Source organism: Enterobacter cloacae complex sp. ECL352, from assembly GCF_020149545.1.
In the GTDB taxonomy this organism is placed as follows: domain Bacteria; phylum Pseudomonadota; class Gammaproteobacteria; order Enterobacterales; family Enterobacteriaceae; genus Enterobacter; species Enterobacter asburiae_B.
Genome location: NZ_CP083709.1, coordinates 2,898,452 through 2,912,456, shown reverse-complemented (window position 1 = coordinate 2,912,456; position 14,005 = coordinate 2,898,452). Strand labels below are relative to the sequence as shown.

General features: G+C 58.5%; 13 protein-coding genes. 12 read left to right on the top strand and 1 reads right to left on the bottom strand.

Annotation, left to right across the window (positions count from 1 at the left end):
- The first annotated feature begins 18 nt into the window (after positions 1-18).
- The 10 genes from hpaH to yjiA all read left to right on the top strand — a co-directional run bounded on the left by hpaH (position 19) and on the right by yjiA (position 10,901).
- Positions 19-822, top strand: a complete 804-nt coding sequence (hpaH, locus tag LBF07_RS14160) for a 2-oxo-hept-4-ene-1,7-dioate hydratase (protein ID WP_039262280.1) — start codon at positions 19-21, stop codon at positions 820-822.
- A gap of 10 nt (positions 823-832) precedes the next feature.
- Positions 833-1,630 (top strand): 4-hydroxy-2-oxoheptanedioate aldolase, encoded by a 798-nt coding sequence (gene hpaI / locus LBF07_RS14155; RefSeq protein WP_064673190.1) that lies wholly within the window; start codon positions 833-835, stop codon positions 1,628-1,630.
- A gap of 21 nt (positions 1,631-1,651) precedes the next feature.
- Positions 1,652-3,004, top strand: a complete 1,353-nt coding sequence (gene hpaX, locus LBF07_RS14150) for a 4-hydroxyphenylacetate permease (RefSeq protein WP_039262275.1) — start codon at positions 1,652-1,654, stop codon at positions 3,002-3,004.
- Positions 2,976-3,866, top strand: a complete 891-nt coding sequence (hpaA, locus tag LBF07_RS14145) for a 4-hydroxyphenylacetate catabolism regulatory protein HpaA (protein ID WP_094935508.1) — start codon at positions 2,976-2,978, stop codon at positions 3,864-3,866. The genes hpaX and hpaA overlap by 29 nt, the downstream gene beginning before the upstream one ends.
- A 232-nt stretch (positions 3,867-4,098) precedes the next feature.
- Positions 4,099-5,661 carry a 4-hydroxyphenylacetate 3-monooxygenase, oxygenase component gene (gene hpaB / locus LBF07_RS14140; protein ID WP_033144556.1) on the top strand — a complete coding sequence of 521 codons (1,563 nt, stop codon included), beginning with the start codon at positions 4,099-4,101 and terminating at the stop codon, positions 5,659-5,661.
- Between the two features lie 17 nt (positions 5,662-5,678).
- Positions 5,679-6,191: a 4-hydroxyphenylacetate 3-monooxygenase reductase subunit gene (locus LBF07_RS14135; RefSeq protein ID WP_047173281.1), complete on the top strand. Its 513-nt coding sequence runs from the start codon at positions 5,679-5,681 to the stop codon at positions 6,189-6,191.
- A gap of 179 nt (positions 6,192-6,370) precedes the next feature.
- A complete protein-coding gene (locus tag LBF07_RS14130; protein ID WP_094935509.1) occupies positions 6,371-7,288 on the top strand; it encodes a YafY family protein in 918 nt (305 codons plus the stop codon).
- A gap of 191 nt (positions 7,289-7,479) precedes the next feature.
- Positions 7,480-9,633: a carbon starvation CstA family protein gene (locus LBF07_RS14125; RefSeq protein WP_023334384.1), complete on the top strand. Its 2,154-nt coding sequence runs from the start codon at positions 7,480-7,482 to the stop codon at positions 9,631-9,633.
- A gap of 100 nt (positions 9,634-9,733) precedes the next feature.
- Positions 9,734-9,937: a YbdD/YjiX family protein gene (locus LBF07_RS14120; RefSeq protein ID WP_003856610.1), complete on the top strand. Its 204-nt coding sequence runs from the start codon at positions 9,734-9,736 to the stop codon at positions 9,935-9,937.
- 10 nt (positions 9,938-9,947) lie between these two features.
- Entirely contained in the window at positions 9,948-10,901 is a 954-nt protein-coding gene (yjiA, locus tag LBF07_RS14115; protein ID WP_094935510.1) for a GTPase, read from the top strand.
- Between the two features lie 429 nt (positions 10,902-11,330).
- On the opposite strand, the gene LBF07_RS14110 is transcribed toward yjiA, so the two are convergent.
- On the bottom strand, positions 11,331-12,689 hold the full coding sequence (locus tag LBF07_RS14110) for an esterase-like activity of phytase family protein (RefSeq protein WP_126327604.1): 1,359 nt from the start codon (positions 12,687-12,689) through the stop codon (positions 11,331-11,333).
- Between the two features lie 411 nt (positions 12,690-13,100).
- Here LBF07_RS14110 and LBF07_RS14105 point away from each other — a divergent pair, with 411 nt between their 5' ends.
- Together LBF07_RS14105 and LBF07_RS14100 are read left to right on the top strand one after the other, a co-directional pair.
- Positions 13,101-13,646: a YfaZ family outer membrane protein gene (locus LBF07_RS14105; protein WP_023310269.1), complete on the top strand. Its 546-nt coding sequence runs from the start codon at positions 13,101-13,103 to the stop codon at positions 13,644-13,646.
- The gene (locus LBF07_RS14100) at positions 13,646-13,966 is read left to right on the top strand and encodes a hypothetical protein (RefSeq protein WP_039262264.1); all 321 of its coding nucleotides are present in this window, start codon (positions 13,646-13,648) and stop codon (positions 13,964-13,966) included. The genes LBF07_RS14105 and LBF07_RS14100 overlap by 1 nt, the downstream gene beginning before the upstream one ends.
- The last annotated feature ends 39 nt before the right edge of the window (positions 13,967-14,005 follow it).

Genomic DNA, 14,005 nt, shown 5'->3' with positions numbered 1-14,005 from the left:
ATAAAACAGGATATCGCCATGCTCGACAAACACACCCATACCCTGATCGCCCACCGCCTGCATCAGGCGGAACAGTCCCGGGAGCAGATCCGCCAGATCTCTCTCGACTACCCGACGATCACCATCGACGACGCCTACGCCGTTCAGCGCGAATGGGTCAGCCTGAAAATCGCCGAAGGCCGCGTGCTGAAGGGCCACAAGATCGGCCTGACCTCCAAAGCGATGCAGGCCAGCTCGCAGATTAGCGAACCGGACTACGGCGCGCTGCTGGACGACATGTTCTTCCACGACGGCAGCGACATCCCGGTCGATCGCTTCATCGTCCCGCGCATCGAAGTCGAGCTGGCATTCGTGCTGGCAAAACCGCTGCGCGGCCCGAACTGCACCATCTTCGACGTCTACAACGCTACGGACTACGTCATCCCCGCGCTGGAGCTGATCGACGCCCGCTGTCACAACGTTGATCCGGAAACCCAGCGCCCGCGCAAGGTGTTCGACACCATCTCCGATAACGCCGCCAACGCGGGAGTGATCCTCGGCGGCCGCCCGATTAAGCCCGACGAGCTGGATCTGCGCTGGATCTCCGCCCTGCTCTACCGCAACGGCGTGATCGAAGAGACCGGCGTGGCCGCAGGCGTGCTTAACCACCCGGCGAACGGCGTGGCGTGGCTGGCGAACAAGCTGGCGCCGTACGACGTGCAGCTTGAACCGGGGCAAATCATCCTCGGCGGCTCGTTTACCCGCCCGGTGCCCGCCAGCAGAGGCGACACCTTCCACGTCGACTACGGCAACATGGGATCCATCAGCTGCCGCTTTGTGTAAGGAGGCAACCATGCAAAACGCATTCAAAGCAGCGCTGAAGGCGGGCCGCCCGCAAATCGGGTTATGGCTGGGGCTGACCAGCAGCTACAGCGCCGAGCTGCTGGCGGGGGCAGGCTTCGACTGGCTGCTGATCGACGGCGAGCACGCGCCAAACAGCGTGCAGACCGTGTTAACCCAATTACAGGCCATCGCGCCCTATCCCAGCCAGCCGGTGGTGCGCCCGTCGTGGAACGACCCGGTGCAGATCAAACAGTTGCTGGACGTGGGCGCACAAACCCTGCTGGTGCCGATGGTGCAAAACGCCGACGAAGCGCGGCTGGCGGTACGTGCCACCCGCTACCCGCCCGCGGGCATTCGCGGGGTCGGAAGCGCCCTGGCGCGCGCCTCGCGCTGGAACCGCATCCCGGATTACCTGCAGCAGGCCAACGACGCCATGTGCGTGCTGGTGCAGATTGAAACCCGCGAGGCGCTAAAAAATCTGCCGCAGATCCTCGACGTTGAAGGCGTCGACGGCGTGTTTATCGGCCCGGCGGATCTGAGCGCCGACATGGGCTTTGCCGGCAATCCGCAGCACCCGGAGGTGCAGGCCGCCATCGAGCAGGCTATCGCGCAGATCCTCAGCGCGGGCAAAGCCCCCGGCATCCTGATGGCGAACGAGCCGCTGGCGAAACGCTACCTCGAGCTTGGCGCGCTGTTTGTCGCCGTCGGCGTCGACACCACCCTGCTCGCCCGCGGCGCCGAAGCGCTGGCGGCACGCTTTATCGAACAACCGGTTACGTCAGTTAATAACAATAAATCCGTCTACTAAACGTAAGATCTGGAGCGCACCATGACGACCTCTACCCTGCAAACCCATGATAATAAATCTGTTGAACATCGCGCCATTAACAAGCTGTTCCGACGCCTGATCGTCTTTCTCTTTATCCTGTTTGTCTTTTCGTTTCTCGATCGTATCAACATCGGCTTTGCCGGGCTGACGATGGGCAAAGATCTGGGCCTCACATCGACCATGTTTGGCCTGGCCGCGACGCTGTTTTACGTCACCTACGTGCTGTGCGGGATCCCGAGCAACATCATGCTGGCGAAGATCGGCGCGCGGCGCTGGATCGCCGGGATCATGGTGGTGTGGGGCATCGCCTCCACCTGCACCATGTTTGCCACCAGCCCTGAAACGCTCTACGTTCTGCGCATGCTGGTAGGCATTGCCGAAGCGGGCTTCCTGCCGGGGATTTTGGTCTACCTCACATGGTGGTTCCCGGCCTATCACCGCGCCCGCGCCAACGCGCTGTTTATGATCGCCATGCCGGTGACCATGATGCTCGGCTCGATCCTCTCCGGCTACATTCTGGCGATGGACGGGCTGTGGAACCTGAAGGGCTGGCAGTGGCTGTTCCTGCTGGAGGGGCTGCCGTCGGTGGTGCTCGGCGTGGTGACCTGGTTTTATCTCAACGACACGCCGGATCAAGCTACCTGGCTCGACGACGACGAAAAGCAGGCGCTGAAAACGATGATCGCCCGCGAGCAGGAGGTCGCCATTGCCCAGTCCGTCACGCCGCGATCGACGCTGCGCGAAGTGCTGACCCCGGCGGTGCTGCTCTACACGCTGGCCTACTTCTGCCTGACCAACACGCTCAGCGCCATCAACATCTGGACGCCGCAGATCCTGCAGAGCTTCAACACGGGGAGCAGCAATATCGTCATCGGCCTGCTGGCGGCGATCCCGCAGTTTTGCACCATTCTCGGGATGATCTGGTGGAGCCGACGCTCCGACAGGCTGAAAGAGCGAAAAAAGCACACCATCCTGCCGTACCTCTTCGCCGCGGCGGGATGGATGCTGGCCTCGGCCACCGATCACAGCCTGATCCAGCTGCTTGGCATCATTATGGCCTCAACCGGATCCTTTACCGCCATGGCGATATTCTGGACCACGCCGGATCGGGTGATTAGCCTGCAGTCCCGCGCGGTGGCGCTGGCGGTGATCAACGCCATCGGCAACGTCGGATCCGCCGTCAGCCCGCTGCTGATCGGCATTCTGCGCGACGCGACCGGCAGCTTCAGCTCCGGGCTGTGGTTTGTGGCCGGGCTGCTGGTGGTCGGCGCGCTGGTGCTGACGCGCATCCCGATGACGCAGCGGGATCAACAGAGGAACGAGCATGTGCCAGAGCCCTATCGCCAACATTGATATCAGCAAGGAGTACGACGAAAGTCTGGGCACCGACGATGTGCACTACCAGTCGTTCGCGCGCATGGCGGCCTTTTTTGGCCGCGACATGCAGGCGCACCGTCACGACCAGTATTTTCAGATGCACTTTCTCGATACCGGGCAGATTGAGCTCCAGCTCGACGATCACCGCTACTCGGTGCAGGCTCCGCTGTTCGTCCTCACGCCGCCGTCGGTGCCGCACGCGTTTATCACCGAATCCGACAGCGACGGACACGTGCTGACGGTGCGCGAGGATCTGATCTGGCCGCTGCTGGAGGTGCTCTACCCCGGCACGCGGGAAGCGTTTGGCCTGCCGGGGATCTGCCTCTCGCTGGCCGACAGGCCGGACGAGCTGGCGGCGCTGAAGCACTACTGGCAGCTTATCGCCCGGGAATCCACGGAACAGCTGCCGGGGCGCGAACATACTCTGGTCCTGCTGGCGCAGGCGGTGTTTACCCTGCTGCTGCGTAACGCGAAGCTCGACGACCACGCTTCGGGCGGCATGCGCGGCGAGCTGAAGCTGTTCCAGCGCTTTACCCAGCTGATAGATGCCCACTACCACCAGCACTGGACGGTGCCGGAATACGCCAGCGAGCTGCACCTGACCGAATCCCGCCTGACCGATATCTGCCGCCGCTTCGCCAACCGCCCGCCGAAGCGGCTGATCTTCGACCGCCAGCTGCGGGAAGCCAGACGCTTGCTGCTCTTCTCCGACAGCGCGGTCAGCGACATTGCCTGGCAGCTGGGGTTTAAGGATCCGGCCTATTTTGCCCGGTTTTTTAACCGCTTAGTGGGGTGCTCGCCGAGCGCGTATCGGGCGCAGAAAGTACCGGTGTCGTAAAACCTTACCCCTCACCCTAACCCTCTCCCCATAGGGGAGAGGGGACGATTTCTCCCTCGCCCCTTTGGGGAGAGGGCCGGGGTGAGGGGACAACGATCACAAATCCCAATCCCGCCCGAAAAGTACCCGCCGTTGTCCCAATCGTCCCTTCACGTTCCGCCCCTCTCAGGCTTCAATTAAACAACAAAAACAAAACATAAATTTAACAACCTTATTCCGATACGAGGTCCCTATGAAGCCTGAAGATTTCCGCGCTGATGCCAAACGTCCGTTAACCGGCGAAGAGTATTTAAAAAGCCTGCAGGACGGCCGTGAGATTTACATCTACGGCGAGCGCGTCAAAGACGTCACCACCCACCCGGCGTTTCGCAACGCGGCGGCCTCCATCGCACAGATGTACGACGCGCTGCACAAGCCGGAGATGCAGGACACGCTCTGCTGGGGCACCGACACCGGCAGCGGCGGCTATACCCACAAGTTCTTCCGCGTGGCGAAAAGCGCCGACGACCTGCGCCAGCAGCGCGACGCCATCGCCGAGTGGTCGCGCCTGAGCTACGGCTGGATGGGCCGCACGCCGGATTACAAAGCCGCGTTCGGCTGCGCGCTCGGCGCCAACCCGGCCTTCTACGGCCAGTTCGAACAGAACGCCCGCAACTGGTACACCCGCATTCAGGAAACCGGCCTGTACTTCAACCACGCCATCGTTAACCCGCCGATCGACCGCCACAAGCCGGCGGACGAGGTGAAAGACGTCTACATCAAGCTGGAGAAAGAGACCGACGCCGGGATTATCGTCAGCGGCGCGAAAGTGGTGGCAACCAACTCGGCGCTGACCCACTACAACATGATCGGCTTCGGCTCCGCGCAGGTGATGGGCGAAAACCCGGACTTCGCGCTGATGTTCGTCGCGCCGATGGATGCCGAAGGCGTGAAGCTGATCTCCCGCGCCTCTTACGAGATGGTGGCAGGCGCAACCGGATCCCCGTACGACTACCCGCTCTCCAGCCGCTTCGACGAGAACGACGCGATCCTGGTGATGGATCATGTGCTGATCCCGTGGGAAAACGTGCTGATCTACCGCGATTTCGACCGCTGCCGTCGCTGGACGATGGAAGGCGGCTTTGCGCGGATGTACCCGCTGCAGGCCTGCGTGCGTCTGGCGGTGAAGCTCGACTTCATCACCGCCCTGCTGAAGAAATCCCTGGAGTGCACCGGCACCCTGGAGTTCCGCGGCGTGCAGGCCGATCTCGGCGAAGTGGTGGCCTGGCGCAACATGTTCTGGGCGCTGAGCGACTCCATGTGCTCCGAAGCCACCCCGTGGGTCAACGGCGCGTATCTGCCGGATCACGCCGCGCTGCAAACCTACCGTGTGATGGCGCCGATGGCCTACGCCAAGATCAAGAACATCATCGAGCGTAACGTGACGTCCGGTCTGATCTACCTCCCGTCCAGCGCCCGGGATCTGAACAACCCGCAGATCGACCAGTATCTGGCGAAATACGTGCGCGGCTCCAACGGTATGGATCACGTCGAACGCATCAAGATTTTGAAGCTGATGTGGGACGCCATCGGCAGCGAGTTTGGCGGCCGTCACGAGCTGTACGAGATCAACTACTCCGGAAGCCAGGATGAGATCCGCCTGCAGTGTCTGCGCCAGGCGCAGAGCTCCGGCAACATGGACAAAATGATGGCGATGGTCGACCGCTGCATGTCCGAGTACGACCAGCACGGCTGGACGGTGCCGCACCTGCACAATAACAGCGATATCAACATGCTCGACAAGCTGCTGAAATAGCGCAGCGGGAGGTTGCAATGCATTCAGATGAACAACGCCTGCGTTTTCGCGACGCGATGAGTAGCCTGTCGGCGGCGGTTAATGTGATCACCACCGAGGGCGAGGCGGGCCGCTGCGGCATTACCGCCACCGCCGTCTGTTCGGTCACGGACACCCCGCCGTCGGTTATGGTGTGCATCAACGCCAACAGCGCCATGAACCCGGTATTTCAGGGCAACGGCAGGCTGTGCGTTAACGTACTGAACCACGAACAGGAGATCATGGCTCGCCATTTCGCCGGGATGACCGGTATGACGATGGAGGAGCGCTTTGCCCTCTCCTGCTGGCAGAAAGGACCGCTGGCGCAGCCGGTGCTCAAGGGCGCGCTCGCCAGCCTTGAGGGCGAGATTAGCCAGGTGCAAACCATCGGCACGCATCTTGTCTACCTTGTTGAAGTTAAGAACATTATTCTGAGTGACGCGGGACACGGTCTGATCTACTTCAAGCGCCGTTTCCATCCGGTCATGCTGGAGGCGGAAGCCGCCGTGTGATCCCCCCTCGCGCTGGCCTTTTTCTTCGGCCAGCGCCGCTTTCTACAAAAACTCCTAAGGTTTCCGCTAAATCACGCCGTTATATACCCATAAGAGAAATTTTCTGTGACTGAATACTGACACCCTTTGTCAGTGCATCCGCATCATTCAGCGCATACCTAAATATACAGGATGACCTTATGGCTAAAACGACGCGGAGCCGCTCGGCTGAACGTCTGGTCGATATTCTGGTTGAGCTACATTTAAACGGTGTGGTAAACCGCAGTGCGCTAATGGAGAAATTTAAAATTACCGAGCGTACCGTCTACCGGGATTTAAATGCCCTATCTCCTATTGTTGAACATACCGGTAACGGGCTATATCGACTGATCCATTCTGCGCAATCGCCTGGCGGACAAGGCTTACATCACACCCTTGCTAACTTCCTGAATGCTGACAGCTTTTTCCCTGAAAGAAATACGGAATTCTGGCAGAAGCTCGAAACGCGCGTTGACGAAAACCATATTCTTATTCTTGGCAATGAGGCAGAACACACGGTAGAACGTGATATTCGCCGTCATTTAACGAAAATCGAGAGATCGATTAAAAACCATAATGTTTGTCAGATCGTTTATAAGGGAAAAAACCGTCTGATTAATCCCTATAAACTCATTAACAAAAAAAATATATGGTATTTACAAGCCACCGAAAATAGCCGCCTGAAATCCTTCTCATTGAGCCAGATTAGCTGGTTTGATATTCAGAAAACGACCTTCACGCCCGAAGAAAATGTCCTTGAGCTGCTGGAGAAAAGCCTCGATCCCTGGGTGTCTGAAAATACTTTCGCGGTGAAAATATTTATCAAAGATAATATTTCACATTACTTCCTGCGCCGCGATCTTCTGCCGGAACAGGAGCTGCTGGAGGAGCAGCAGGGCGGCGTCACGCTGCGCTGCCAGGCGGCGCACGAGAACCAGATCCTACCGCTGCTGTTCTACTGGCTGCCCCACATTCAGATTCTGGAACCGAACTGGCTGAAGGAAAAACTGATTAGAACGCTGGAGAACTATCTGGCGGTGGAGCGTAACCCGAATAATCAAGTGATCTCAATCACATAATTTCGCCCCCTGGCGGCGAGCCGGAACCGCTCGTCGCCCCCTTTGACCGCTCACCCGGCACTTTCAACCACTCATTCATTTACCGTCCTTTACACGCGCGAGGATCTGGCACGATCGCTCCAGCATTAATCAATACCTCCTCACAACGAACCCTGACCCTTTTTTCTTTACATAAAAAACCAGGTCTTACTATGGATACTAAAAAACTACTGAAGCACGTGCCCTGGGCCTTACTCGGGATCCTCGGCGCTTTCTGTCTGGCGGTTGTCGCATTACGCCGGGGCGAACACGTAAGCGCCCTGTGGATCGTGGTCGCGTCGGTTTCCGTCTATCTTGTTGCTTATCGCTACTACAGCTTGTACATCGCGCAGAAGGTCATGAAGCTCGACCCGACGCGCGCCACTCCGGCGGTCATTAACAATGACGGCCTGAACTACGTGCCAACCAACCGCTACGTGCTGTTTGGTCACCACTTTGCCGCTATCGCCGGCGCAGGCCCGCTGGTCGGCCCGGTGCTGGCAGCGCAGATGGGCTACCTGCCGGGTACCCTGTGGCTGCTCGCCGGCGTGGTGCTGGCGGGTGCGGTGCAGGACTTTATGGTGCTGTTTATCTCTTCTCGCCGTAACGGCGCCTCTCTGGGTGAGATGGTCAAAGAAGAGATGGGCCGCGTGCCGGGGACGATCGCGCTGTTCGGCTGCTTCCTGATTATGATCATCATCCTTGCGGTGCTGGCCCTGATCGTGGTGAAAGCGCTGGCCGAAAGCCCGTGGGGTGTCTTCACCGTCTGCTCAACCGTGCCGATTGCGCTGTTCATGGGGATCTACATGCGCTTCCTGAGACCGGGACGCGTGGGCGAAGTGTCGGTGATTGGTATCGTACTGCTGGTGGCCTCCATCTACTTCGGCGGCGTGATTGCGCACGACCCGTACTGGGGCCCGGCGCTGACCTTCAAGGACACTACCATTACCTTCGCGCTGATTGGCTATGCGTTTATCTCCGCGCTGCTGCCGGTCTGGCTGATTCTGGCCCCGCGTGACTACCTCGCGACCTTCCTCAAAATCGGCGTTATCGTCGGTCTGGCGATCGGTATCCTGGTGATTAACCCGGACCTGAAAATGCCTGCGGTCACGCAGTACATCGACGGTACCGGCCCGCTGTGGAAAGGCGCCCTGTTCCCGTTCCTGTTCATCACCATCGCCTGCGGTGCGGTCTCCGGCTTCCACGCCCTGATTGCCTCCGGTACCACGCCTAAGCTGCTGGCGAACGAGAAAGACGCGCGTCTGATCGGCTACGGCGCAATGCTGATGGAGTCCTTCGTGGCGATCATGGCGCTGGTTGCCGCGTCTATCATCGAACCGGGTCTCTACTTCGCGATGAACACCCCGCCTGCGGGCCTCGGCATCACCATGCCAAACCTGCACGAAATGGGCGGTGACAACGCGGCGCTGATTATGGCGCAGCTGAAGGACGCGAGTGCACACGCGGCGGCGACCGTCAGCTCCTGGGGCTTCGTGATTTCACCTGAGCAGATCATGCAGACGGCGAAAGACATCGGCGAACCGTCCGTGCTGAACCGCGCCGGTGGCGCGCCGACGCTGGCCGTCGGTATCGCACACGTGTTCCACAAAGTGCTGCCGTGGGCGGACATGGGCTTCTGGTACCACTTCGGTATTCTGTTCGAAGCGCTGTTCATCCTGACCGCGCTGGACGCCGGTACCCGTGCGGGCCGCTTCATGCTGCAGGACCTGCTCGGTAACTTCGTGCCGTTCCTGAAGAAAACCGACTCTCTGGTGGCGGGTATTCTGGGTACTGCGGGCTGCGTAGGCCTGTGGGGCTACCTGCTGTATCAGGGCGTTGTCGACCCGCTCGGCGGCGTGAAGAGCCTGTGGCCGCTGTTCGGTATCTCTAACCAGATGCTCGCAGCCGTTGCTCTGGTGCTGGGTACCGTGGTCCTCGTGAAGATGAAGCGCACCAAATACATCTGGGTAACCGTTGTTCCTGCGCTGTGGCTGCTGCTCTGCACCACCTGGGCGCTTGGCCTGAAGCTGTTCAGCGCCAACCCGCAGCTGGAAGGCTTCTTCTTCATGGCTAACCAGTACAAAGAGAAGATTGCCGCAGGCGGCGCGGACCTGACCGCTCAGCAGATTGCCAACATGAACCATATCGTGGTGAACAACTACACCAACGCGGGTCTGAGCATTCTGTTCCTGGTGGTGGTGTACAGCATCATCTTCTACGGCATCAAAACCTGGCTGAACGTGCGCAACGCCGACGGCCGTACGGATAAAGAAACCCCTTACGTGCCGGTGCCGGAAGGCGGCGTTAAGACCTCTTCACACCATTAATCCGCAATCCTCCCCCTCTCCCTTCGGGAGAGGGCTGGGGTGAGGAAAACATAAGCCCAGCGGACTCACATCGCCGGGCTTTTTCTGTCTGGAACCCACAATGTTTGGTAACTTAGGCGAAGCAAAAAAATACCTCGGTCAGGCGGCGAAAATGCTGATTGGCATTCCGGACTATGACAACTACGTTGAGCATATGAAGACCAACCATCCGGATAAGCCGTACATGACCTACACCGAATTCTTCCGCGAGCGCCAGGAAGCGCGCTACGGCGGAAGTGGAGAAGGCGGCGTCCGCTGCTGCTAAAGGAGAGACCATGACCCCGATTGCCGTTACCCTGCTGACCGGTTTCCTCGGCGCCGGTAAAACCACCCTGCTGCGCCACATCCTGAACGAACAGCACGGCTTCAAAATCGCCGTCATCGAAAACGAATTCGGCGAGGTCTCCGTTGACGATCAATTGATCGGCGATCGCGCCACCCAGATCAAAACCCTGACCAACGGCTGCATCTGCTGCACCCGCTCTAACGAATTAGAAGACGCCCTGCTGGATCTAATCGACAGCCGCGATCGCGGCGAGATCGACTTTGACCGCCTGGTGATCGAGTGCACCGGCATGGCCGACCCCGGCCCGATTATTCAGACCTTTTTCTCTCACGAGATCCTGTGCCAGCGCTACCTGCTGGACGGCGTAATTGCCCTGGTCGATGCGGTTCACGCCGACGAGCAGATGAACCAGTTCACCATCGCCCAGTCTCAGGTGGGCTACGCCGACCGCATCCTGCTGACCAAAACCGACGTGGCGGGCGAAAGCGTTAAGCTGCGCGAACGCCTGACTCGCATTAACTCCCGCGCGCCGGTTTACACGGTGACGCATGGCGACATCGATCTGTCTCAGTTGTTCAACACCAACGGCTTTATGCTGGAGGAGAACGTCACCGCAAAACCGCGCTTCCACTTTATGGGAGACAGGCAAAACGACGTGGCGTCGATAGTGGTGGAGCTGGACTACCCGGTGGACATCGGCGAGGTTTCGCGCGTGATGGAAAACCTGCTGCTGTCGTTTGCCGACAAGCTGCTGCGCTACAAAGGGATGCTGTGGATTGACGGCGAGCCGAACCGCCTGCTGTTCCAGGGCGTACAGCGCCTGTACAGCGCAGACTGGGATCGCCCCTGGGGCGAGGAAGCGCCGCACAGCGTGATGGTGTTTATCGGTATCCAACTCCCGGAAGAAGAAATTCGGGCGGCGTTTGCGGGTCTGAAGAAATAACAGCCATGCATCCCCTCTGCCCAGTAATTTATTAACCTGAAGCGATGAACGTTGCTTCAGGTTAATTAATGACTTACAGCGACGCCCTGGTCCGGCTGTAAATCGCCGAAGCGTTTCCGTAAGGCCGGGGCGAGGCGCAGGGATGCGCCGAGAGGGCGTGGCCTGCAGGGATGCAGGCTCATGCCCGACCCGATAGCCTGAAGGAATAAGCTGAGGGCACCGCGAAGCGGCGATTTACCGCCGGGAGCCCGGGTCGCCAGGGTGGTGGCGATTGAGCCACCCTGGCACGTTCACCGGTCATGCCGTTACAGAGTAGCAAGGAACATGAAGTGAACGGAATGACCACTAGAGCCGTATGTTCCCCCTCACCCCAGCCCTCTCCCTCAAGGGAGAGGGGGCGTCTGTGCAGGCATTATTTTGTGGGGATACTTATTTCACCGCCTCCGGCAGCGTCACAATCCACAGCTCGCTGTCCGACTCCGGCTTCTTCAGCGGCTTCACGCTGAGCGTGGTTTCCACCGGCTTATCATCCAGCGTCAGCTTGCCTTCCGCGTTCACCCGATAATCCTTGAGCTTCTTGCCCTCGACCGGGTTTTGCATCGCCACCTTCACGCCAAAGTCGTTATCGTTCGCTACCGCAAGCGTTTTGCTGTCGATCAACGCCAGCCCTTCGGCCTTCTCCTGCAGCCAGCCCAGCGCGCGCAGATCGACGACCTGCGTTTTAGCCGCAAGGGTAATGCCGCGCTGCGCCAGGGTTTTCTCATCATCAAACTCCGGGTATTCGCCCGGCTTGTCGAAGGTGGTCAGGTCGCTCGCCTTGCTGAGATCCACCTTGTAAATCAGGTTACGCATCCCGTCGTTTTTATCGCTTCCCTGCTCAATCAGCAGGATGTGCTGGTCATCGAGCGCCACGATGTCGCCGATTTTGGCGTCGCTGTTTTTGCTGTAGGCCGCGCTGTCGATAGGGTAACCGTACATCGCCGTTTTCCCGGTCGCCGGGTCGAAGCTCACCAGACGCGTAAACAGCGCCTGCTTTTTGCTCTTGCCGTCAATATCCAGCGTGCTTTGCACGGCGGCGATAATCCGCCCGTCCGGCATCCGGGTCAGGCCTTCAAAGCCCCGGTTCGCCTGGCGCCATTTGATAATGTTTGGCAGGCCGCCCGCGATGGATTTCTCCCCTTCCGCGGCCTGCGGCCCGTGGATCGCCAGGATCTTCCCTTTGCTGTCGACGTTAATCAGGAACGGACCATATTCGTCGCACAGCCAGTAGCCGCCTTTCCCGTCCGGGGTGATGCCTTCCGTGTCCAGCCCGCGGTTGTCGCCCTTCAGGATCTTGAGGGTATCGCTGAACGCCACTTCATTGGTGGAGCCAATCACGCCGCTTTGCAGCGGCAGACCGTTAATCTCGCCTTTATCATCATGCAGCGGGCGGGCGTCGACAGCCTCCGCTTTGCCGTTCTGAACGCGGATGGTCATCAGCAGCGGCGCGAAATCTGGCGTGACAAATATTTTGGCTTCGTTTTTACCCATTTTTGGCGCATCGGCGTTTGGACCGCGATCGGTCACGGTCGCAAAGGTCAGGGCGTCGCCCTGCTTGCCCGTAAACAGCAGGCCGGAGCCAATACCCACGGGTAGTCCGTTCGGAAACGCGCTGGCAAACGCGCCGCTGTAGCTCACGTGGGAGCCTTCAGGGAAGCTGACGACATAGCGCTCAGCAGTGGGCTGCGCCGCCAGGCCAGAGAAAGAGAGCGCACAGCCGATTAGCACAGGAATAATTTTTCTTTTCATATTGTTAGCATCCAGTTAGTGAAGCCAACAACGTAAAGAATAAACGTGTCAGAAAAATGACATGGAAGGGAAAACGGCCTGCGCGATTGAACGTATATTCATCGCTCGAAATGTAAGGCTTTGTTGTTTTGTGTGACAGGCGAAACATTTTTGGAAATTATTAGAAACCCAATTAATTCATCTCAAATCACTATCCCCGCCTCGTTCAGTTTATGTTTAGTCAAAAAACTAAACGGTTCCTAAACGCTAAAAACATCCCCTGTTGACACCCCGACAATCAAACATCATTGCAACAACTTCAATAAAAAAGTTAACAATATCAGTATAAAACAGCGATTTATATCACATTTGCAGTCATTAACATCGCTTGTTAAGGTGCGCCCAGATGAATTTAATGACGAGGCAAAAAACATGAAAAAACTGAATATCCTTCTTCTTTCTGCTCTGGCTGCCGTATCGGGTTCCGCACTGGCGATGGGCGGCACCGTTGAGCAGGGTAAAAACTTTACCAACCTCAATCTGGAAATGGGGAAATCCTCATCCGGTGTTTATCTGGAAAGTAACTGGCTCAAAAACACCGACGACGGTACCCAGACCGGCGGCGTGGGCGCAGGCTACAACCTGGGTCTTGGCCCGGTGATGCTGAACGCGGGCGCAAAAGCCATCTACCTCGGCCCGAAAAAAGGCGATAACGGCGTGGCGTTCCCGATTGGCGGCGGCGTAAACGTTGCCCTGACCGACAGCATCCACGTGTACGGTGAAGGCTATGTCGCACCAGAAGGCCTGAACAACAGCGTGAAAAACTACGTCGAAGCCAACGGCGGCGTAAGCTGGACGCCAATTACGCCAGTGACCCTGAAAGTGGGCTACCGCCACGTGAGCGTGGACGGCAAAGACGGTCGTCCTGGCCACACGCTGATTGACGGCGCATATGTAGGCGGTGGAGTCACCTTCTGATGAAACACCGCATGACCGCGCTTTGCGTTCTGAGCCTCACGCTGATGCTCGCCGGCTGCGTCCAGTACAAATGGGTGAAACCGGGCGTCAGCGATGCGGAAATGAATAAAAAGCTCACGGAATGCGAAGCGCAGGCGCTGATCGATCTGCCCCCGGATAACGTCGTAACCGGATCCAGCTCGGAAAAAACGGACAAAAAGAACAAGAAAAAGGATATTTCCACGAGCTACACGGTTGAAGACGCGAATGAATATCGCCGGGATACGTTAGTTGACAGCTGCATGTTCAAAAGCGGCTGGGACAAGATCGAAGTGCAATAATCCCTTTAAAAAAAACCTGCCGGCTGGCAGGTTTTTTTA

What these genes read in the sequence shown, in the direction of transcription:
- hpaH (WP_039262280.1), top strand. Translation starts at nt 19, where the DNA reads ATGCTCGACAAACACACCCATACCCTGATCGCCCACCGCCTGCATCAG.
- hpaI (WP_064673190.1), top strand. Translation starts at nt 833, where the DNA reads ATGCAAAACGCATTCAAAGCAGCGCTGAAGGCGGGCCGCCCGCAAATC.
- hpaX (WP_039262275.1), top strand. Translation starts at nt 1,652, where the DNA reads ATGACGACCTCTACCCTGCAAACCCATGATAATAAATCTGTTGAACAT.
- hpaA (WP_094935508.1), top strand. Translation starts at nt 2,976, where the DNA reads ATGTGCCAGAGCCCTATCGCCAACATTGATATCAGCAAGGAGTACGAC.
- hpaB (WP_033144556.1), top strand. Translation starts at nt 4,099, where the DNA reads ATGAAGCCTGAAGATTTCCGCGCTGATGCCAAACGTCCGTTAACCGGC.
- LBF07_RS14135 (WP_047173281.1), top strand. Translation starts at nt 5,679, where the DNA reads ATGCATTCAGATGAACAACGCCTGCGTTTTCGCGACGCGATGAGTAGC.
- LBF07_RS14130 (WP_094935509.1), top strand. Translation starts at nt 6,371, where the DNA reads ATGGCTAAAACGACGCGGAGCCGCTCGGCTGAACGTCTGGTCGATATT.
- LBF07_RS14125 (WP_023334384.1), top strand. Translation starts at nt 7,480, where the DNA reads ATGGATACTAAAAAACTACTGAAGCACGTGCCCTGGGCCTTACTCGGG.
- LBF07_RS14120 (WP_003856610.1), top strand. Translation starts at nt 9,734, where the DNA reads ATGTTTGGTAACTTAGGCGAAGCAAAAAAATACCTCGGTCAGGCGGCG.
- yjiA (WP_094935510.1), top strand. Translation starts at nt 9,948, where the DNA reads ATGACCCCGATTGCCGTTACCCTGCTGACCGGTTTCCTCGGCGCCGGT.
- LBF07_RS14110 (WP_126327604.1), bottom strand. Translation starts at nt 12,689, where the DNA reads ATGAAAAGAAAAATTATTCCTGTGCTAATCGGCTGTGCGCTCTCTTTC.
- LBF07_RS14105 (WP_023310269.1), top strand. Translation starts at nt 13,101, where the DNA reads ATGAAAAAACTGAATATCCTTCTTCTTTCTGCTCTGGCTGCCGTATCG.
- LBF07_RS14100 (WP_039262264.1), top strand. Translation starts at nt 13,646, where the DNA reads ATGAAACACCGCATGACCGCGCTTTGCGTTCTGAGCCTCACGCTGATG.